An 18,487-nucleotide genomic window follows, 5' to 3' on the forward strand; every position below is an offset into this window, starting at 1 on the left:
GCGTCCTCCCCCTCCAGCCGCTGGAGGTACGGCGTCGCCCACCCGGCCCCCCCACAGCCCTCCACCACCGCCCCCTACCCCAGCGGGGCCAGCACCCGCGACCGCCGCCGCCGCCCCCGCCCCCCCCGCGGCGGCGCGGTCGAGGAGCAGCTTGCGCTCCCGCTCGTTGCGGGTGAGCCCGGCCGCCCGCTCGAACTCCTCGCGCGCCTCGGCCGTGCGGCCGAGCCTGGCCAGCAGGTCGCCGCGCACGCTGGGCAGCAGGTGGTAGCCCTTCAGCGCGGGCTCGTCCAGCAGCTCGTCCACCAGTTCCAGCCCGACCTCCGGGCCGAACGCCATCCCGATCGCTACCGCGTGGTTCAGCTCCACCACCGGTGACGGCGCGACCAGCGACAACGCCTCGTAGAGCCCCGCGATGCGGGTCCAGTCGGTGTCCTCCGGCCGGCGTGCCCGCGCGTGGCACGCGGCGATCGCGGCCTGCAACGCGTACGGACCGCCCGCGCCGCCCAGCGACTCCGCCTTGGCCAACGCGGTCAGGCCGCGCCGGATCAGCATCTGGTCCCAGCGCGCCCGGTTCTGCGCCAGCAGCAGCACGGGTTCGCCGTCCGGGCCGACGCGGGCCTTCGACCGGGACGCCTGGATCTCCATCAGCGCGACCAGCCCGTGCACTTCGGGTTCGCGCGGCATCAGGCCGGCCAGCACCCGGCCCAGCCGCAACGCGTCCTCGCACAGCGCGGGCCGCATCCAGTCGTCGCCCGCGGTGGCCGAGTAGCCCTCGTTGAAGACCAGGTAGATCACGCCGAGCACGGACGCCAGCCGGGCGGGTCGCTCGTCCTCGGCCGGCACCTCGAACGCGACGCCCGCCTTGGCCAGCGCCTTCTTCGCCCGCACGATCCGCTGCGCCACGGTGGCCTCGGGCACCAGGAACGCGCGGGCGATCTCGTCGGTGGTCAGGCCGCCGAGCAGGCGCAGGGTCAGCGCCACCTGCGCCTCGGTGGACAGCACCGGGTGGCACGCGGTGAACACCAGGCGCAGCAGGTCGTCGTCGATCTCGCCGACCCCGGTCGAGGCGTCGGGCGCGTGGTCGTGCTCGGTGTCGCGCCCGATCTGCTCCAGCTTGCGCTGGTAGTTCTGCCTCCGGCGGATCTGGTCGACGGCCCGGTTCTTCGCGGTGGTCATCAGCCACGCGCCGGGGTTGCGCGGCACGCCCTGCTCCGGCCACTGCTCCAAGGCGCTGACCAGGGCGTCCTGCGCCAGTTCCTCGGCGAGGCCGACGTCGCGCACCATCCGCGCCAGCCCGGCGATGAGACGGGCGGACTCGATCCGCCACACCGCTTCGACCGCGCGACGCGCATCGGTAGCCATCACGACCGGGGATCAGATCAGCTACCGACGCGCGTCGGCAAGCGGGTGCGGCGCGCCGCCCGGATCAGCCCTGCGCGAGGGCGTCCTGCTGGGCGCGCAGCTCGCGCTCCCGGTCCTTCAGCTCCTCGGAGGCGTTGACGAAGTCGTCCTCGGTGAAGACCTGGCGGATCTCGATCTGGGACTCCTCGCCGGTGGGGTTCGGCACCCGCTTGACCCACTCCACGGCCTCTTCCAGGGACTTGACCTCCAGCAGCCAGAACCCGGCGATCAGCTCCTTGGTCTCCGCGAAGGGACCGTCGACCACGGTGCGCTTGTCACCGGAGAAGTAGACCCGCGCGCCCTTGCTGCTCGGGTGCAGGCCCTCGCCCGCCAGCAGCACGCCCGCCTTGACCAGCTCCTCGTTGAACGCGGCCATCTCGTTGAGCATCTCCGCGCTCGGCTGGGCCCCGGCCTCGGTCTCCTCGGTCGCCTTCACGATCACCATGAAACGCATTGTGGTTCTCCCTGTCGGTTCGTCGGCCGGTCCATCCTGGCCCGTACTGACGCGACGAACGGGGGCCGCCCCGGATCGACACGGGCCCGGAACTTTTTCAAGATTTTTTCGCGAGCCCGTGACCAGCGCGTTCACGTGATCGGCGAGCCGCCGGTCACGCCGATGACCTCGCCGGTGATGTAGCTCGACTCGGCGGAGGCGAGGAAGACGTACAGCGGGGCCAGCTCGGCGGGCTGCCCGGCGCGGCCCATGGGGGACTGCTCGCCGAAGCTCTCCACCTTCTCCGCCGGCATGGTCGCCGGGATGAGCGGCGTCCACACCGGACCGGGCGCGACCGAGTTCACCCGTATCTTCCGGTCGACCAGGTTCTGCGCGAGGCCCTTGGTGAAGTTGACGATCGCCGCCTTGGTGGTGGCGTAGTCGAGGAGCTGGAAGGAGGGCTGGAAGCCCTGGATGGACGACGTGGTGATGATGGAGGAGCCCTCCGGCATGTGCGGCACGGCCGCCTTGCACAGCCAGAACATCGCGTAGACGTTGGTCTTCATGACGCGGTCGAACTGCTCGGTGGTGATGTCGAGCAGGCCGCCGTCCTGCGACATCTGGTAGGCGGCGTTGCTCACCAGCACGTCGATGCGGCCGAACTCCTCGACCGCGCGCGACACGACGGAGGTGCACTGCGACTCCTCGACCAGGTCGACGGCGAGGGTGACGGCCTTGCGGCCGGCGTCCTCCACCAGTCGCGCGGTGTCGCGGGCGTCCTTCTCCTCGGCCGGCAGGTACGTGATGAGCACGTCGGCGCCCTCGCGGGCGAACGCCAGCGCGACGGCGCGGCCGATGCCGGAGTCGCCGCCGGTGATCACGGCCTTCTTGTCGGTCAGCCGGCCCGTGCCGCGGTAGGTCGCTTCGCCGTGGTCGGGGGTGGGGCGGACGTCGTCGGTCAGCCCGGGGTGTTCGATGGGGGTCTCGGCCATGCCCGCAGGGTGCCCACGGGGGTGCGGCCTGAACACGTGAAAGGGCGCACCCCCGGGTGACGGGGTGCGCCCTTCGGCGTCGACGGTCCGGTCAGCGGCGCAGGGCGCGCCGGAGCGTGAAGGCCCCCGGGCCGAGCGCGGCGAGCAGCAGGAACGCCCAGCTGTAGACCGCGGCCGGCTCACCCATGTTGTGCAGCGGCAGCAGGGCCTCCGGCTGGTGGACGGTGAAGTAGGCGTAGGCCATCACGCCCGACAGCACGAACGCGGCCGGGCGGGCGGCCAGGCCCACGAGCACCAGGACCGCGCCGACCAGTTCGATCACGCTGCCGTACCAGCCCGGCCAGGAGCCGAACGGCACGGCGGCGCCCTGGCCGTCGATGCCGCCGAGGAACCCGAGGCCCTGCAGGCCGTGGCAGCCGAACAGGAACGACACGACGACGCGGAAGGCGGCGAGCACCAGGTCGTTGCGCCGGGAGGCGGAGGAGGTGGCGGGGTGGGCGGCGGCGCGGCGGGTGTCGGTCGTGGTGGTCATCTCGGGCTCCCCTTCTCGGTGGTCTCACCCTGGCGTCGAACGGGACCCCTCCCGGATCGACACGTCCGCCGAACTTCTTCCGGACAACCCGACCCGGAGGGTGAACCGGCCGGTGGGAGGGGGCAGGCGCTGGCCGCGGCGGAAGAACCGGACGCGTCGCGGGTCGGTCGCCTCGGCCCGCATCGCGGCCAGGTCGGCCTCGGTGGGCGGGCGCGCGACCGACGGGCCGGGCCGGTGGTCGAGCGGCGGCGCGGGCGGGGGGTGCTCGTCGGGCAGGGGAGGGCGGTCGAGCCGGCAGGCGACCAGGCCGGGGGTGTCGGGGAGGTCCAGCGGGAACACCGGCCCCGGCCACACGTAGTCGAGGTCGTCCGGGACGTCGGGGAACAGGGGCCGGTAGTGCTCCGGGTCCTTGCGCAGCAGCGCCGACCGGTGGCTGCGGTGCAGGTCCTCGTCCCCGAGCCACGGCGGCAGCAGGCCCTCGGCCAGGCACCACGACCAGGTCGGCTCCGCGCCGCCGGTGAAGTCCAGCAGCACGGCCCGCACCCCGTCGCGGTGGCCGCGCCGCCGCCACTCGTCGCACACCGCCACGCCGTACGCGACCAGGGCGGGGGTGAAGCCGCGCCACATCAGCACCACGGGGTGCCGCTTCCACCCGTACTCGGGCCAGACCAGGGCCCGCAGCACCTGCAACACCTCCACGCGCTGCTTGCCCAGCCGCCGCGAGTCGAGCGCGGCGGCGCTGCGGCCGAACGTCGCGTACGGCAGGAACGTCTGCACACCCGCCGGCTACCCCGGGGGCGGCCGGTCAAGCGCCGCGTCCCCGGATCGGTCCTCGACCGGGCGGCAACAGACCGGTGGGCTGTTAGCCTGCGGCGGTGGAGTTCCAGCGCGCCCGGCGGCCCGAGCAGGTGGCGCAGCGGCGGCGCACGATCCTCGAGACGGCGTGCGCGATGCTGCGGGAGCGGCCCGTCGCCGACATCAGCCTGCGCGAGCTGAGCGACCGGGTCGGGCTCGCCAAGTCGAACGTGCTGCGCTACTTCGACAGCCGGGAGGCGATCTTCCTGGAGGTGCTGGACCGGGAGTGGGCGGCCTGGCTGGACGAGGTGGAGGAGGCGGTCGCGCCGGCCGACGACGCGGTCGGGGTGGCCACGGCGGTCGCCACCGCGCTGCTGGGCCGCCCGCTGCTGTGCGAGCTGGTCAGCGGGATGGCCGGGGTGCTGGAGCGCAACATCTCCGTCGACTTCGCCCGCGTGGTCAAGCGGAACGCGCACGAGCGCACGGCCCGGCTGGCGGGGATCGTGCGGTCCCGGTTGCCGGTGCTGGACGACGCGGCGGCGCGGCACTTCGCCGGCGCGGTGCTGGTGATGACGGCCGGCCTGTGGCCGCACGCCCGCCCGACGGCCGCGGTCGCCCAGGCCGTGCGGGAGCTGGGCGGTCCGCCCGCCGGGGAGCGGGTCCGCGACGGGCTCACCGAGGGCTTGGTGAACCAGTTGGTCGGGCTGGTCGCGCGGGCCACCGCCTAGGGTGGCGTGCCGTGAAGGCACTCGTGGTTCGCGGTGGCTGGGCCGGGCACTCGCCGGTCGGGGCCACCGACCGGTTCCTGCCGTTCCTGCGGTCCTCCGGGTTCGAGGTGGACGTGTCGGACTCGCTCGACGCCTACGACGAGGACCTGGGCCGGTACGACCTGGTCGTGCAGTGCTGGAGCGACGGCGTGCTGACCGACGACCGGTTCGCGTGCCTGGAGGCGGCGGTGCTGGGCGGGACGGGTCTGGCCGGGTGGCACGGCGGGCTGGTCGACGCGTTCCGCCACTCGCGCGGCTACCTGCGGTTGGTCGGCGGGCAGTTCGTGGCGCACCCCGGCGACTTCGTGGAGCACCGGGTGGAGATCACCTCCACGCACCCCGTGGTGGAGGGCCTGTCGGGGTTCTCGCTGCGGACCGAGCAGTACTGGGTGCTGACCGACGGCCTCAACGACGTGCACGCGACCACGACGTTCGCCGCCGCCGAGCCGTGGCACGCCCCGCTGACCGTGCCGGCCGTGTGGACGCGCCGCTGGGGCGCGGGCCGGGTGTTCGCCTGCACGGTGGGCCACCACCCGGCGGACCTGGACCTGCCGCCCGTGCGCACCATGGTCGAACGCGGCCTGCTCTGGGCCGCCCGCCGCTGACCCGCGTGTCGAACGCCGAGGACCTGCGTGTCGAACGCTCAGGACCTGCGTGTCGAACGCTCAGGACCCCTGAACCGAACGCTCAGGACCGCCCGGACCGCTCCTCGACCAGCGCCGCCACGCCCTGGAGCAGCCGGTCGAGCCCGAACGCGTAGGCGTGCTCCGGGTTGTGCGCGGACTGGTGCGCCTGCCCGGCCGCCTGGCCGACCCGGGCCGCGATCGGGAACCGGGTCGGGTCGAACACCTCGGCCAGCACGGGCGCGACCGCGCGCCACCACTGGTCGTCGGTCATCCCCGTGCGGCGCACCGCCAGGTCGGCCTCGATCCGGCGGCGGGCGACGCCCTCGACGTGCGTCTGCACGAGCGTGATCACCGAGTCCATCTCGACGTCGGTGAGCCCGATGCCCTCCAGCACGCTCAGCTCGCGCTCGTACTTGGCGATCGTGTGCGGCCCCAGCGGCGGACGCCCGGTGAACACCTGGAGCACCCACGGGTGGCGCACGCACAGGTCCCAGTTCACCCGCGCGACCCGCCGCAGGCCCTCCTCCCACCCCTCGTCGCCGGGCTCGCCGAGCTGCTCGACGGCCTCGCCGTAGACGTGGTCGAGCATGGCCTCCACCAGGTCGTCCCGGGACGCGACGTAGGTGTAGAGCGACATCGTGCCCACGCCGAGCGCCTCGGCGACCCGGCGCATGGACAGGGTGGTGAGCGTCTGGTCGCGGTCGGCGATCGCGATCGCGGCGGCGACCACCTGCGCGGTGGTCAGCGTGTGCCGGGGCCCGCGGCGCGGCGGCCGCCGGGTGCCCCACAGCGTGGCGATCGTGCGTGCCGGGTCCGCGCTGCCACCGCTCTCGGTCTCGCCCATGCGCCCATCATAGGCCGGTTACTCAGTACGTCGTACGAAGTTCTCTGGTACGCTTCTCCGTATGGCATACGGAGAAGCGGTGGCGATCGAGGCCGCCGACGTGCGCAAGACCTACCGCGGGAAGGCGGCCCTGGACGGGTTCGACCTGACCGTGGCGGCGGGCACGGTGTGCGCGCTGCTCGGGCCGAACGGCGCGGGCAAGACCACGGCGGTGCGGGTGCTGACGACGCTGCTGCGCCCGGACTCCGGCCGGGTCCGGGTGGCCGGCTGCGACGCGCTCGCCGACCCGCGGTCGGTGCGCCACCGGATCGGCCTGGTCGGCCAGGACGCCTCGGTGGACGAGGTCCTCACCGGGCGGCAGAACCTCGTCCTGTTCGGCAGGCTCTCCCACCTGACCACCGCCGCGGCCCGGCGGCGCGCGGACGAGCTGGTCGAGCGGTTCGACCTCGCCGAGGTGGCCGACCGGTCGGTCGCGGGCTACTCCGGCGGCACGCGCCGCAGGCTCGATCTCGCCACGAGCCTCGTCCTCGCGCCGCCGGTGCTGTTCCTCGACGAGCCGACCACCGGGCTGGACCCGCGGGCCCGCCTCGACGTCTGGGCCTCGATCGAATCCCTGGTCGACGCCGGCACGACGGTCCTGCTCACGACGCAGCACCTGGAGGAGGCCGACCGGCTGGCGGACCGGATCGCGATCCTCGACGGCGGTCGCGTCGTCGCCGAGGGCACGCCGGACGAGCTGAAGGCGCGGGTGGGCCCGGACCGGGTCGAGACGGTCGTCCGCAAACCCACCCTGGATGAGGTCTTCCTCCACCTCACCGGCCACCGACCCGCGGCGCGGACGTCGTGACCGCCCACACCCTCCGGGACGCTGCCACCCTCACCGGGCGCATCCTGCGGCACTGGCGCCGCCGCCCCGGGTCGATCGCGCTCGGGCTGCTGTTCCCCGTCCTGATGGTGCTGGTGTTCGGCTACCTCTTCGGCGGCGCGATGGCCGTGCCGGACGGGCGGTACCTGGACTTCCTCGTCCCCGGCATGCTGGTGATGTCGGCGCTGTTCGGGTTCGAGTCCCTGGTCGTGGCCGTCACCGCGGACAACGCCAAGGGCGTCACCGAACGCGTCCGCGCCATGCCCGTGACCACGGCGGCGGTGCTGGCGGGCCGCGTCACGGCGGACCTGCTCAACGCCGCGGTCGGCATCGCGGTCATGGTCGTGACCGGGCTGCTCGTCGGGTGGACGGCGCCGGGCGGCGTCCCGGCGGCGGTGGCGGCGATCGGCCTGGTGGTGTGGCTGAGGTTCGCGTTCGCCTGGGTCGGCGTCTACCTGGGGCTGCTGCTGGGCGCCCCGGAGTCGGCCGTCGCGGTGCAGGTGCTGGTGTGGCCGGCCGGGTTCCTGTCCAGCGCGTTCGTCTCGCCCGCCACGATGCCGGACTGGCTCGGCGCGGTCGCCGCCGGCAACCCGCTGTCGGCCACCGCCACGGCGGTCCGGGAGCTGTTCGGCAACCCCGGCTGGCACGACGGCGACTGGGCGAGCGGGCACGCGGTGGCGCTCGCGCTGCTGTGGCCGGCCGTGCTCACGGCGGTGTTCCTGCCGCTGGCCGCGCGGCGCTACCGGGCGCTGGGCCGCTGAGCGGGCGTCACGCCCCGCGGGTCGTCGGCTCGCCGATCGGCTCCGGCAGGGCGGCCGGCTCCGAGTCGGCCAGGTTCTCCGGCAGCCTGAGGCCCTCGTGCAGCGGCACCAGCTCCGATTGCAGCACGAGGGCCGCCCCGCCGATCGCGGACGCGGTGGCGGCCGACCGGGACAGCCGCACGTCGATCCCGTGCGCCGCGCGGGAGAAGAACGCGCGGTCCAGCTCGTCGCGGACCACGGGCAGGTAGACCGAGCCCGCGATGGCGAAGCTCGGGCCCGTCAGCACCAGGACCTCCAGGTCCATGATGTTGGCCAGGGTCCGGGCCGCCACCGCGATGTACCGCGCGGACCGCTCCAGGATCGCGAGCGCCGACGGCTCGCCCCGGCGGGCCGCCCGGCTCACCGCCGCGAAGTCCGACGACACGGACTTCGCCCGCCCGGTGAGCCCGGCTGACCGGGCCAGCGCCGCGTCCGCGCGGGCCGCCGCGACCACGGCCGCCGGGCCCGCCAGCACCTCCACGCAGCCGCGCGCCCCGCACCAGCACTCCGGCCCGTTCGCGTCCACGCAGACGTGGCCGATCTCGCCCGCGTTGCCGCTGCTGCCGCGGTAGGTGACGCCGTTGATCACCAGGCCCGCGCCGATGCCCGTGCCCATGTAGAGCGCGGCCGAGACGGCGGTGCCGCCGATGCCGCCCGACCAGTGCTCGCCCAGCGCCGCCGCGGTGGCGTCGTTGTCCAGCACCACCGGCAGGCCCGTGGCCTGTTCCAGCTCGCGGGCCAGCGGGAAGTCCTCCCACTTGCGCATGGACGGCGGGGTGAGGCCCATGCCGGTGTCCGAGCTGAGCGGCCCGGGGGAGACCAGGCCCAGGCCGAGCACCCGGTTGTGGTCCACGCCGACGCCGTCGATCAGGCCCTTCACCTCGGTCGCCATCCGCGTCACCACGGTCCGCGGCTCGGCCGCGCCCGCGCCCGCCCTCGAGATGCGGGCCACCACCGACCCGCCGAGATTGGTCAGCACGTACGTGATGCCCGCGTGGTCGAGGTGCACGCCCACGGCGTAGCGGGAGGAGTGGTTGAGCTGGAGCAGCACCCGCCGCTTGCCGCCGGTGGACTCGGCGCGGCCGGTCTCCACGACCAGGCCCTCGTCGATGAGCTTGCGGACGACGGTCGAGATGGTGGCGCCGGTGAAGCCGGTGGCGTTGATCAGGCCGACGCGGCTGATGGTGCCCGCCGCGCGGATCACGTCGAGCACCGCGGACTTGCTGCTCGCGTGGTGCGTCGCCCGCGCCGGTCCGCTCACGAGGTCCCCCGCGTCCGTCTTAGTTCGTTCGTCGGTCGAAGGGTAGCAACTTGACCGGTAGATGACGCCGAGGTGTTGACTTCGTTTCTTCGATGACTTAACAATCTGCCTCAACGCGGGACCGCGGCCGGTCTCGGGCCACGAGAGGAATCGACGATGTTCCTGAAGGCAAGGCGCTTCTCACGGGGACGCATGGCGGCGGCCGGACTCGCCGCGGTGGCCATGCTCGCGACCGCGTGCGGCGGGTCCGACGCGAGCAGTGACGCGAACAAGGACACCCTGGTCGTCTACACCGGGCAGTCCGGCGACTGGCAGCTGAACTTCAACCCGTTCTCGCCGACCATGCTGGAAGGCCCCGGCACGATCTTCGAGCCGCTGTTCTTCTTCAACAACATCCGCGACGTCGAGCCGCGGCCCCGCCTGGGCAAGTCCTTCACGTGGAACGCCGACGGCACCCAGCTCGACGTCGAGCTGCGCGACGACGCCAAGTGGACCGACGGGCAGAAGTTCACCGCCAAGGACGTCGTCTTCACCCTCGACATGATCACCAAGAACCCGGCCATGAACGGCACGGGCTACAAGGGCGTCGCGACCGCCGTGGACGACACGCACGTGTCGATCAAGTTCACCGAGCCGTCGTTCATGGAGGGCCCGCAGATCCTCGGCCGGGTGTGGATGGTCCCCGAGCACAAGTGGAAGGACATCGCGACCCCGGCGACCGACGTCGTCAAGGAGCCCGTCGGCACCGGCCCGTTCATGCTGGAGGACTTCAAGGCCCAGGCGTTCACGCTCAAGGCCAACCCCGACTACCACTCCGGCGAGCCCGCCCTGAAGAAGGTCCGCTACCTCGCCCTGTCGGGCAACCAGTCCGGTGAGGCCGCGCTCAAGCAGGGCCAGATCGACTGGCAGACCGGCCCCGTCCCGGACATCGCCAACGTCGAGAAGAACTACCCCGGCTACAAGGCGATCACCATCCCGATGAACCAGGTCGCCCTGTTCACCTGCTCCAACGCCGGCCTGGGCTGCCAGGGCCCGCAGACCGACGTGGCCGTGCGCAAGGCGATCTACTACGCCGTCAACCGCACCCAGATCAACTCGCTCGCGTTCGAGAACACCGCCGGCGAGATCTCGCCCGGCGCGGCGCTGCTGGAACGCGACAAGGAGCAGATCTCGGCGAAGCTGACCGAGAAGACCGCGCCGATGCAGCCCGACACCGCCAAGGCGACGCAGCTGCTGGAGGGCGCCGGCTACACCAAGGGCGGCGACGGCGTCTACCAGAAGGACGGCAAGCCGCTGGCCATGACGCTCAAGGTGGTGGCCGGCTGGACCGACTACATCACCGCCGTCGACACGATGACGCAGCAGCTCCAGCAGGTCGGCATCAAGATCACCGCCCAGCAGGTGTCGTGGAACGAGTGGTCCGACGCGCGCGGCCGCGGCCAGTTCGAGCTGCTGATCGACTCGCTGCACCAGGGCCCGGCGCCCGACCCGTTCTACAACGCGTCCTACTTCTTCAGCACCGCGACCACGGCCAAGGTCGGCGAGGTGGCCAACCCGAACTTCGCCCGGTTCTCCAACCCCGCCGTGGACGCCGCGCTCGCCGCGCTGAAGGGCATCGACCCGGAGGACGACGCCGCCCGCCAGCCGCACTTCGACACCATCCAGACCGAGATCGAGAAGTCGATCCCCTACATCCCGGTCCTGACCGGCGGCACCACCAGCGAGTTCAACGCGAAGAAGTTCACCGGCTGGCCCACCAAGGACGACCTCTACTCGTTCCCGGCCGTCTGGGCGCGCCCCGAGCACTCCGAGATCTACCTGAAGCTCAAGCCGGCCGGCCAGTGAACGACTGAGTGAGGCGATAGGCGGACCGATGAGGTACTACGCCCGAAAGTTCGCGTTCTACCTGGTCGCCCTCTGGGCGGCGCTGACGCTGAACTTCTTCATCCCGAGGCTCATGCCGGGCAACCCGGTGGACATCCTCATGGCGAAGCTCGCGCAACGCGGCGGAACCGTGGACCCGTCGGCCCGCAGGGCGTACGAGCTGCTGCTCGGCACGAACAGCGGCGAGTCGCTCCTCCGGCAGTACCTGTCCTACCTGGGCAACATGGTCCGCGGCGACCTGGGCATCTCGGTGAGCGCGTTCCCCGCGCCGGTGTCCCGGATCATCTCGGAGGCCCTGCCCTGGACCCTGATGCTCGTCGGCATCGCGACGTTCCTGTCGTTCGCCTTCGGCATCGTCCTGGGCACGTTCGTCGGATGGCGGCGCGGCACCTGGCTGGACAGCCTGGTGCCCGCCACCACCGTCCTGGCCGCGGTGCCGTACTTCTGGCTCGCGTTGATCCTGGTCGCGCTGCTGTCCTCGGCGTGGGGCTGGTTCCCGCTCCAGGGCGGCTACGACGTGATCCTCACGCCCGGCTGGAACGCCGACTTCATCGGCTCCGCCCTCTACTACGGCACGCTGCCCGCGCTGACCATCGTGATCTCCTCGGTCGGCGGCTGGCTGCTCGGCATGCGCAACATGATGGTCTCCGCCACGGCCGAGGACTACGTGCTGACCGCCAAGGCCAAGGGCCTGCGCGACTCCCGCATCATGATCAAGTACGCGGCGCGCAACGCCGTGCTGCCCTCGGTCGCGGGCTTCGCGATCTCCCTCGGCTTCGTGGTGGCGGGCTCCATCATCACCGAGCAGGTGTTCTCCTACCCCGGCATCGGGTCCAAGCTCCTGCAGGCCGTGCAGAACAACGACTACGCCCTCATGCAGGGCATCTTCCTCGTGATCACGGTCGCCGTGCTCGGCGCGAACCTCGTGGTCGACCTGCTGTACGCCGTCATCGACCCGCGCACCCGCGTCAGCGGCTGAGAAGGAGAACGGACACCGTGACCAACCTCAGTGCCGCGACCGTCGCCGCGCCGCGCGGCCGGGCGGGCTGGCGATCCATGCTGCCGCGCTGGTCGCCCAAGCTCGGCGTCGGCCTCGTCCTGATCGGGCTCATCGCGCTGCTCGGCCTGGTCGGCCCGCTCGTGGTCGGCGACCCGAACGCGATCCGCGACATCGGCCTCACCCCGCCCGGCGGCGAGTTCTGGCTGGGCACCACCCTGACCGGCCAGGACATCGTCGCCCAACTCGCGCACGCCACCAGGGGCTCCCTCTACATCGGCCTCATGGTCGGCGTGATGGCGACCGCCCTGTCGGCGGTGTTCGGCATCGTCGGCAGCTACGTCGGCGGGTACGTCGACGAGGCGTTCTCCCTGTTCTCCAACGTCATGCTGGTGATCCCCGGCCTGCCGCTGGTCATCGTCATCTCCGCGTTCGTGCCCGCCGACCAGCGCGGCTCGTGGACCATCGCGGTGGTGCTGGCGATCACCGGCTGGGCCGCGTCGGCGCGCGTGCTGCGCGCCCAGACCCTGTCGCTGCGCAACCGCGACTACGTCGCCGCCGCCAAGGTCTCCGGCGAGAAGCCGTGGCGCGTCATCACCGTCGAGATCCTGCCGAACCTGCTGCCGCTGCTGGCCTCGCAGTTCGTGTTCTCGGTGATCTACGCGATCCTCAGCGAGGCGGGCCTGTCGTTCCTCGGCCTGGGCGCGTCCAACTCCTCCACCCTCGGCACGATGCTCTACTACGCGCAGAACGGGTTCGCGCTGCAACGCGAGGCGTGGTGGTGGTTCGTGCCGCCCGGCCTGATCATCGCCCTGTTCGGCTGCGGCCTGTCCCTGGTCAACTTCAGCATCGACGAGATCATCAACCCCAAGCTGCGCGACATCCCCCGCCGCGGCAGGGCCGAGGCCGCCCGCACCCCCGAACCCGTGGCCCGCCCGGACGACGACGTGGTGCTGACCGTGAAGGACCTGTCCGTCGTCTACCGGGTCGAGAACCCGGTGCACGCGGTCAAGGACGTCTCCCTCACCCTGCGGCGCGGCGAGATCCTCGGCCTGGCCGGCGAGTCCGGCTGCGGCAAGACCACCCTCGCCTACGCCGTCAACCGCCTGCACCGGCCACCCGCCGAGGTGACCACCGGCTCGGTCACGTTCCACGACCGCGAGGGCGGCGACATCGACGTGCTCGCGCTCACCCCCGGCGAACTGCGCGCGTTCCGCTGGTCGAAGCTGTCCATGGTGTTCCAGGGCGCGATGAACGCGCTCAACCCCGTCATCACCGTCCGGGCGCAGCTCGACGACGTGCTCACCACCCACCGCCCGGAGATGACCAAGGCCCAGCGCAAGGCCAGGTGCGAGGAGGTGCTCCGGCTCGTCGGCGTGGACGTGCGGCGGCTCGGCTCCTTCCCGCACGAGCTGTCCGGCGGCATGCGGCAACGCGTGATGATCGCCATGGCGCTGCTCCTCGACCCCCAGGTCATGATCATGGACGAGCCGACGACCGCGCTCGACGTGGTCGTGCAGCGCGGCATCCTCCGCGAGATCCTCCGCCTGCGCGACGAGATCGGCTTCGCCGTCCTGTTCATCACCCACGACCTGCCGCTGCTGCTCGAACTCGCCGACCGCATCGCCGTGATGAAGGACGGCGAAGTGGTCGAGTACCGCGCCGCGCAGGACATGTTCGAGAACCCCGAACACCCCTACACCCGCCGCCTGCTCGACTCGTTCCCCAGCCTGACCGGCGACCGCGGCTCGTTCGTCCGCTCCGGCGAGCAGGCCACCCCCGCCCGCGGCTCCGGCGAGCCCACCCCGTCCGGAGGTCCCCGATGACCACGCTGGAAGCCCGCGAACTGGTCAAGGACTTCCACGTCCGGGTCGGCCTGCGCCGCGTCCGGCTGCGCGCCGTCGACCACGTGTCGTTCACCCTCACCCCCGGCCGCACCGTCGCGCTGGTCGGCGAGTCCGGCTCGGGCAAGTCCACCATCGCCCGCATGATCGCCCGGCTGGAGAAGCCCACCGGCGGCGGGATCACCGTCACCGGCCCGGACGGGCGGCACGTCCCCGACCGCGAGTACCGCGACCACGTGCAGATGGTGTTCCAGGACCCGTTCGCCTCGCTGAACCCGTTCCACACGATCGAGCACCACCTCGCCCGGCCGCTCAAGCTGCACGGCAAGCCGCACGGCTGGGAAGAGGTGGTGCGGCTGCTCGACCGCGTGTCCCTGCCCGGCCGCGACCTCGCCGGACGACGCCCGCACGAGCTGTCCGGCGGCCAGCGGCAACGCGTCGCCATCGCGCGGGCGCTCGCCCCGGGCGCGAAGGTCGTGGTCGCCGACGAGCCGGTGTCCATGCTGGACGTGTCCATCCGGCTCGGCGTGCTCAACCTCATGGCCCGCCTGCAACGCGAGGAGGACCTCGCCGTCCTCTACATCACCCACGACCTGGCCACCGCACGCCACTTCTCCGACGACATCCTCGTGCTCTACAAAGGGCGCGTGGTCGAACGCGGACCGGCCGACGACGTGATCCTCAACCCGCAGCACCCCTACACGAAGATCCTGGCCTCCGCCGCCCCGAACCCCGAGGCGCGCGGCCGGGCCGTCGACATCGACCCGGCCGACGTCGAGCGCGCCGGCGCGGCCGCCGCCTACGACCACAACACCGGCGCATGGGAGGAAGTCACCACATGACCCTGACGTGGTCCACGGGCGCGATCCGACTCGTCCTGACCGACGGCGACGACCGACCGGTCAGCCTGCTGTCCCTGCGCCCGGACGGGCCGGCGGACGGCATCGGCGTGCCGCTGGTCGAGGTCCAGGCCCTCGGCCACGGCCGCTTCCCCGGCAGCCACCGCTACGCCGACACCACCATCGGAGCCCGCCTGCGCTACCGCACCCACGTCGCCTCCGCCGACGAGCTGCGCGTCCAGCAGCACGACCCGGTCACCGGCCTGGTGGTGACGTCGGTGTTCCAGGGGGTCGCCGGCGTCCCCGCGGTGCGCACCTGGACCGAGGTGGCCGTCGAGGGCGACGGCGAAGTGCGCCTCCAGGCGGTGACCTCGCTGGCCACCGGGGCGTTCCTGGTCGACGCCGACCGCACCGTGGACGAGGTCGACGTCGTCCACGCCGACTCCGACTGGGTCGCCGAATCGCGCTGGCGCCGCACCCCGCTGCGCGAAGCCGGCCTCGTCGCCATGGACCCGACCGTCCACCACCACGCGTCCCGCAGCCGGTTCGCGCTCACGTCCCGCAGCTCCTGGTCCACCGGCGAACACCTGCCCACCGGCGTCCTCGTGGCACGCGACGACACCTGGGCGATGGCCTGGCAGGTCGAGCACAACGGCGCCTGGCACTGGGAGGTCGGCGAAACCGTCGCGGGCGCGTACCTCGCCGTCCTCGGCCCCACCGACACCGAGCACCAGTGGTCCCGCACCGTCTCGACCGGCCACGGGTTCACCACCGTGCCGGTGTCCGTCGCGATCGCCGCGGGCGGCGTGGACGAGGCGTTCGGCGCGCTCACCCGGCAGCGGCGCGCCACCCTGCGCAACCGCCGCGCACCCGAGCTGCCCGTGGTGTTCAACGACTACATGAACACCCTCATGGGCGACCCCACCACGGAGAAGCTCCTGCCGCTGATCGACGCGGCCGCCGCCGTGGGCGCGGACTACTTCTGCGTCGACGCGGGCTGGTACGACGAGGACGGCAAGTGGTGGGACAGCGTCGGCGAGTGGCGGCCGTCGCGCACCCGGTTCCCCGGCGGGTTCGGCGAGGTCGCCGACCACATCCGCGCCGCCGGCATGGTGCCCGGCATCTGGCTGGAGCCCGAGGTCGTCGGCGTGCGCTCGGCCCTGGCCCGGGCACTGCCCGACGAGGCGTTCTTCCGGCGCCAGGGCGCGCGGGTCGGCGAGCACGGCCGCTTCCACCTCGACCTGCGCCACCCCGCCGCCGTCCGCCACCTGGACGACGTGGTCGACCGGCTGGTCGAGGAGTTCGGCATCGGCTACTTCAAGCTCGACTACAACATCATGCCCGGCGCGGGCACCGACGTGGGCGGCGTCGCGCCCGGCGACGGGCTGCTCGGCCACAACCGGGCACACCTCGCGTGGCTGGACGGCGTGCTGGCCCGCCACCCCGGCCTGCTGCTGGAGAACTGCGCGTCCGGCGCCATGCGCATGGACTACGCCATGATGTCCCGACTGCACCTCCAGTCCACCTCCGACCAGCAGAACCCCCTGCTGTACCCGCCGATCGCGGCCGCCGCGCCCGCGTCCCTGCTGCCCGAGCAGGCGGGCAACTGGGCGTACGCGCAGCCGGGCATGACGGCCGACGAGGCGGCGTTCACGCTCGCCACGGGCGTGCTGGGCCGGCTGTACCTGGCGGGGCGGGTCGACCTCATGGACCCCGGGCAGCGGGCGCTGGTCGCCGAGGCCGTGTCCATCCACAAGGGACTCCGACCGGAGATCGCGGCGGCCGTGCCGTTCTGGCCGCTGGGACTGGCGAACCGCACCGGCCCGTGGGTCGCCCAGGGTTTGCGCGCGCCGACCGCCGGCTACCTCACCCTCTGGCGGCTCCCCGACGCGCCACCCGACGTGGACCTGCCCGTGCCGCACCTGCGCGACCACCCCGTCGAGCCGTCCGCGATCTTCCCGGCCGGCGCGCCGTCGTGGACCTTCGACTGGGACGCCGGGCGCTGCGTGCTGCGCGCCCGCCACACCGGAACGGCGCCGGCCGCGGTCGTCGTGCGCCTCGGGTAGCCGCCGTTCACTCGCACCGGTGGCGCCCGACCCCCGAAGCGTGACGCGACTTGTCCTCCCGCACCGACGTCGTTATCGAGGAGGTGACGGCCGCGACCCAGGCCGGGCGCCGACCCCGAGGAGTGAACCGGACCGATGACGGCACGCGCGCACGGCACTGGTGTGGTGGTCGGTCGGGCGGTGCGGGCACTGGCCGTCCTCGGCGGCCGGTCCGCGCTCGCGGGCCTGTCGGCCGTGGCGTCGTGGACGCGGGGCGAGCGGTTCGAGCCCGACCGGTGGCTCGCCGACGCCGTCGTGGCCCTCGGACCCGCGTACGTCAAGGTCGCGCAACTGCTCGGCACCCGCACCGACGTGCTGCCACCCCGCTGGTGCCGCGCCCTGGAACCGCTGCACGACCGCGCCCGCCCGGTGGAGTCCCGCGCCGCGGTCCGCCGCCTCCGCGCCCGCTTCGGCGACCCCCGACCGGTCCTCGTGCGCGCCGGCAGCATCGCCTGCGTCTACCGGGTCACCGCCCCCGGCCGCGGCCACCTCGCCGTCAAGGTGCGCAAACCCGGCATCGGCCCCGCCCTGGCCGCCGACCTCGCCCTGCTCGACCGCGTCGCCCGCGCCGCGGCGCGACTGCCCGCGCTGCGCCGGATCCCCGTGGTCGAGGTCGTGCGCCAGGTGTCCGCCCGCGTCCTCGCCCAACTCGACTTCGCCCGGGAAGCCGACCTGCTCGACGGCTTCCGCTCCGCGCTGCGCGACGTGCCGGGCGTCGTCGTGCCCAAGGTCGACCGCCTGCTGTCCACCCGCGACATGATCGTGATGGAGCACCTCGACGGGCTCGACCGGCTCCGCCCGGACGACCTGGGCGTCGAGGAACGCCGACGCGCGGTCGCGACGGCCCTGCGCGCGGCCTACCGGATGCTGTTCCTCGACGGCGTGGTGCACTGCGACCTGCACCCCGGCAACCTCTACTTCCGCCCCGACGGCACGGTCGTCATCCTCGACGCGGGATTCGCGGTGCGACTGGACGAAGCGGCGCGCGAGAAGTTCGCCGCCTTCTTCTACTGCATGAGCCAGGGCGACGGCGACGCGTGCGCGGAGATCGTCCTGTCCACCGCCGTCCCGGCGGCCGGAGCCGACCCGGCGGCGTTCCGCGCCGACCTCGCCGACCTGGTGGCGCGGCACGCGGGCCGCGAGGCGGGCGCGTTCCGCCTGGCCCCGTTCGCCGCCCGGCTGTTCGACGCCCAGCGCAGGCACGGCTACCTCGCCGACCCGCGGTTCGTGTTCCCGATCCTGGCCCTGCTCGTGCTGGAGGGCACCGTGCGCGAGTTCGACCCCGACGCCGACTTCCAGCGGCTCGCCCGGCCCTACCTGCTGAGCGCCCTGATGGAACGGGCCCTGGCCGGGTGACGCGGGGGCCCCGCGCCCCCGCGCGGGGCCCCCCCCCGCCACCACCCCCCCCCGCCCCCCTGGTTGGACCCCCCCCGGCCCCCCCACACCCTCGACTCCACCCGCCGGTCGCGCAGGGCGTGGTGGTTGATCCACACCGCGCCGCC

The 18,487-nt window shown here is 73.0% G+C and carries 17 protein-coding genes; 10 read left to right on the top strand and 7 right to left on the bottom strand.

All coding sequences use genetic code 11. From position 1 onward, the window contains the following. The 5 genes from ACFXGA_RS09115 to ACFXGA_RS09135 all read right to left on the bottom strand — a co-directional run. The coding region (locus ACFXGA_RS09115; protein WP_378085822.1) for an RNA polymerase sigma factor at nucleotides 1-1,362 on the bottom strand (1,362 nt) is incomplete at its 3' end. A gap of 64 nt (nucleotides 1,363-1,426) precedes the next feature. Further along, on the bottom strand, nucleotides 1,427-1,855 hold the full coding sequence (locus tag ACFXGA_RS09120; protein WP_378085824.1) for a YciI family protein: 429 nt from the start codon (nucleotides 1,853-1,855) through the stop codon (nucleotides 1,427-1,429). A 131-nt stretch (nucleotides 1,856-1,986) separates the two neighbouring features. After that, a complete protein-coding gene (locus tag ACFXGA_RS09125; RefSeq protein WP_378085826.1) occupies nucleotides 1,987-2,826 on the bottom strand; it encodes an SDR family oxidoreductase in 840 nt (279 codons plus the stop codon). Between the two features lie 91 nt (nucleotides 2,827-2,917). Beyond that, nucleotides 2,918-3,358, bottom strand: a complete 441-nt coding sequence (locus ACFXGA_RS09130) for a DoxX family protein (protein ID WP_378085828.1) — start codon at nucleotides 3,356-3,358, stop codon at nucleotides 2,918-2,920. 24 nt (nucleotides 3,359-3,382) lie between these two features. After that, on the bottom strand, nucleotides 3,383-4,135 hold the full coding sequence (locus tag ACFXGA_RS09135) for an MSMEG_6728 family protein (RefSeq protein ID WP_378085830.1): 753 nt from the start codon (nucleotides 4,133-4,135) through the stop codon (nucleotides 3,383-3,385). 98 nt (nucleotides 4,136-4,233) lie between these two features. Here ACFXGA_RS09135 and ACFXGA_RS09140 point away from each other — a divergent pair, with 98 nt between their 5' ends. Next, nucleotides 4,234-4,881 carry a TetR family transcriptional regulator gene (locus ACFXGA_RS09140; protein ID WP_378085832.1) on the top strand — a complete coding sequence of 216 codons (648 nt, stop codon included), beginning with the start codon at nucleotides 4,234-4,236 and terminating at the stop codon, nucleotides 4,879-4,881. Nucleotides 4,882-4,892: 11 nt separating this feature from the next. Further along, on the top strand, nucleotides 4,893-5,525 hold the full coding sequence (locus ACFXGA_RS09145) for a ThuA domain-containing protein (RefSeq protein ID WP_378085834.1): 633 nt from the start codon (nucleotides 4,893-4,895) through the stop codon (nucleotides 5,523-5,525). Between the two features lie 82 nt (nucleotides 5,526-5,607). On the opposite strand, the gene ACFXGA_RS09150 is transcribed toward ACFXGA_RS09145, so the two are convergent. Then, nucleotides 5,608-6,390: a TetR/AcrR family transcriptional regulator C-terminal domain-containing protein gene (locus ACFXGA_RS09150; RefSeq protein WP_378085836.1), complete on the bottom strand. Its 783-nt coding sequence runs from the start codon at nucleotides 6,388-6,390 to the stop codon at nucleotides 5,608-5,610. A 61-nt stretch (nucleotides 6,391-6,451) separates the two neighbouring features. Here ACFXGA_RS09150 and ACFXGA_RS09155 point away from each other — a divergent pair, with 61 nt between their 5' ends. Together ACFXGA_RS09155 and ACFXGA_RS09160 are read left to right on the top strand one after the other, a co-directional pair. Beyond that, the gene (locus tag ACFXGA_RS09155) at nucleotides 6,452-7,237 is read left to right on the top strand and encodes an ABC transporter ATP-binding protein (protein WP_378085838.1); all 786 of its coding nucleotides are present in this window, start codon (nucleotides 6,452-6,454) and stop codon (nucleotides 7,235-7,237) included. After that, entirely contained in the window at nucleotides 7,234-8,016 is a 783-nt protein-coding gene (locus tag ACFXGA_RS09160; protein WP_378085840.1) for an ABC transporter permease, read from the top strand. The genes ACFXGA_RS09155 and ACFXGA_RS09160 overlap by 4 nt, the downstream gene beginning before the upstream one ends. A 7-nt stretch (nucleotides 8,017-8,023) precedes the next feature. Here ACFXGA_RS09160 and ACFXGA_RS09165 read toward each other — a convergent pair whose 3' ends face one another. Further along, entirely contained in the window at nucleotides 8,024-9,316 is a 1,293-nt protein-coding gene (locus tag ACFXGA_RS09165) for an ROK family protein (protein WP_378085842.1), read from the bottom strand. A gap of 192 nt (nucleotides 9,317-9,508) precedes the next feature. On the opposite strand from ACFXGA_RS09165, the gene ACFXGA_RS09170 reads away from it, so the two are divergent. From ACFXGA_RS09170 to ACFXGA_RS09195, 6 genes are all read left to right on the top strand, one after another. Next, on the top strand, nucleotides 9,509-11,161 hold the full coding sequence (locus tag ACFXGA_RS09170; RefSeq protein WP_378085844.1) for an ABC transporter substrate-binding protein: 1,653 nt from the start codon (nucleotides 9,509-9,511) through the stop codon (nucleotides 11,159-11,161). A gap of 28 nt (nucleotides 11,162-11,189) precedes the next feature. Further along, nucleotides 11,190-12,179 (top strand): ABC transporter permease, encoded by a 990-nt coding sequence (locus ACFXGA_RS09175; protein WP_378085846.1) that lies wholly within the window; start codon nucleotides 11,190-11,192, stop codon nucleotides 12,177-12,179. A gap of 17 nt (nucleotides 12,180-12,196) precedes the next feature. After that, nucleotides 12,197-14,023 carry a dipeptide/oligopeptide/nickel ABC transporter permease/ATP-binding protein gene (locus ACFXGA_RS09180; protein ID WP_378085848.1) on the top strand — a complete coding sequence of 609 codons (1,827 nt, stop codon included), beginning with the start codon at nucleotides 12,197-12,199 and terminating at the stop codon, nucleotides 14,021-14,023. After that, a complete protein-coding gene (locus ACFXGA_RS09185; protein WP_378085850.1) occupies nucleotides 14,020-14,883 on the top strand; it encodes an ABC transporter ATP-binding protein in 864 nt (287 codons plus the stop codon). The genes ACFXGA_RS09180 and ACFXGA_RS09185 overlap by 4 nt, the downstream gene beginning before the upstream one ends. Continuing rightward, nucleotides 14,880-16,946 (top strand): glycoside hydrolase family 36 protein, encoded by a 2,067-nt coding sequence (locus ACFXGA_RS09190; protein WP_378085852.1) that lies wholly within the window; start codon nucleotides 14,880-14,882, stop codon nucleotides 16,944-16,946. The genes ACFXGA_RS09185 and ACFXGA_RS09190 overlap by 4 nt, the downstream gene beginning before the upstream one ends. A gap of 135 nt (nucleotides 16,947-17,081) precedes the next feature. Continuing rightward, complete coding sequence (locus ACFXGA_RS09195; protein WP_378085854.1) at nucleotides 17,082-18,341, top strand: ABC1 kinase family protein; 1,260 nt, start codon at nucleotides 17,082-17,084, stop codon at nucleotides 18,339-18,341. The last annotated feature ends 146 nt before the right edge of the window (nucleotides 18,342-18,487 follow it).

The sequence above is a fragment of the Actinosynnema sp. NPDC059335 genome (assembly GCF_042752395.1).
In the GTDB taxonomy this organism is placed as follows: Bacteria; Actinomycetota; Actinomycetes; order Mycobacteriales; family Pseudonocardiaceae; genus Actinosynnema.

Excerpts from the sequence above, each read along its gene's own strand:
- ACFXGA_RS09120 (WP_378085824.1), bottom strand. The coding sequence starts at position 1,855 with ATGCGTTTCATGGTGATCGTGAAGGCGACCGAGGAGACCGAGGCCGGG.
- ACFXGA_RS09125 (WP_378085826.1), bottom strand. The coding sequence starts at position 2,826 with ATGGCCGAGACCCCCATCGAACACCCCGGGCTGACCGACGACGTCCGC.
- ACFXGA_RS09130 (WP_378085828.1), bottom strand. The coding sequence starts at position 3,358 with ATGACCACCACGACCGACACCCGCCGCGCCGCCGCCCACCCCGCCACC.
- ACFXGA_RS09150 (WP_378085836.1), bottom strand. The coding sequence starts at position 6,390 with ATGGGCGAGACCGAGAGCGGTGGCAGCGCGGACCCGGCACGCACGATC.
- ACFXGA_RS09155 (WP_378085838.1), top strand. The coding sequence starts at position 6,452 with ATGGCATACGGAGAAGCGGTGGCGATCGAGGCCGCCGACGTGCGCAAG.
- ACFXGA_RS09170 (WP_378085844.1), top strand. The coding sequence starts at position 9,509 with ATGGCGGCGGCCGGACTCGCCGCGGTGGCCATGCTCGCGACCGCGTGC.
- ACFXGA_RS09175 (WP_378085846.1), top strand. The coding sequence starts at position 11,190 with ATGAGGTACTACGCCCGAAAGTTCGCGTTCTACCTGGTCGCCCTCTGG.
- ACFXGA_RS09185 (WP_378085850.1), top strand. The coding sequence starts at position 14,020 with ATGACCACGCTGGAAGCCCGCGAACTGGTCAAGGACTTCCACGTCCGG.
- ACFXGA_RS09190 (WP_378085852.1), top strand. The coding sequence starts at position 14,880 with ATGACCCTGACGTGGTCCACGGGCGCGATCCGACTCGTCCTGACCGAC.
- ACFXGA_RS09195 (WP_378085854.1), top strand. The coding sequence starts at position 17,082 with ATGACGGCACGCGCGCACGGCACTGGTGTGGTGGTCGGTCGGGCGGTG.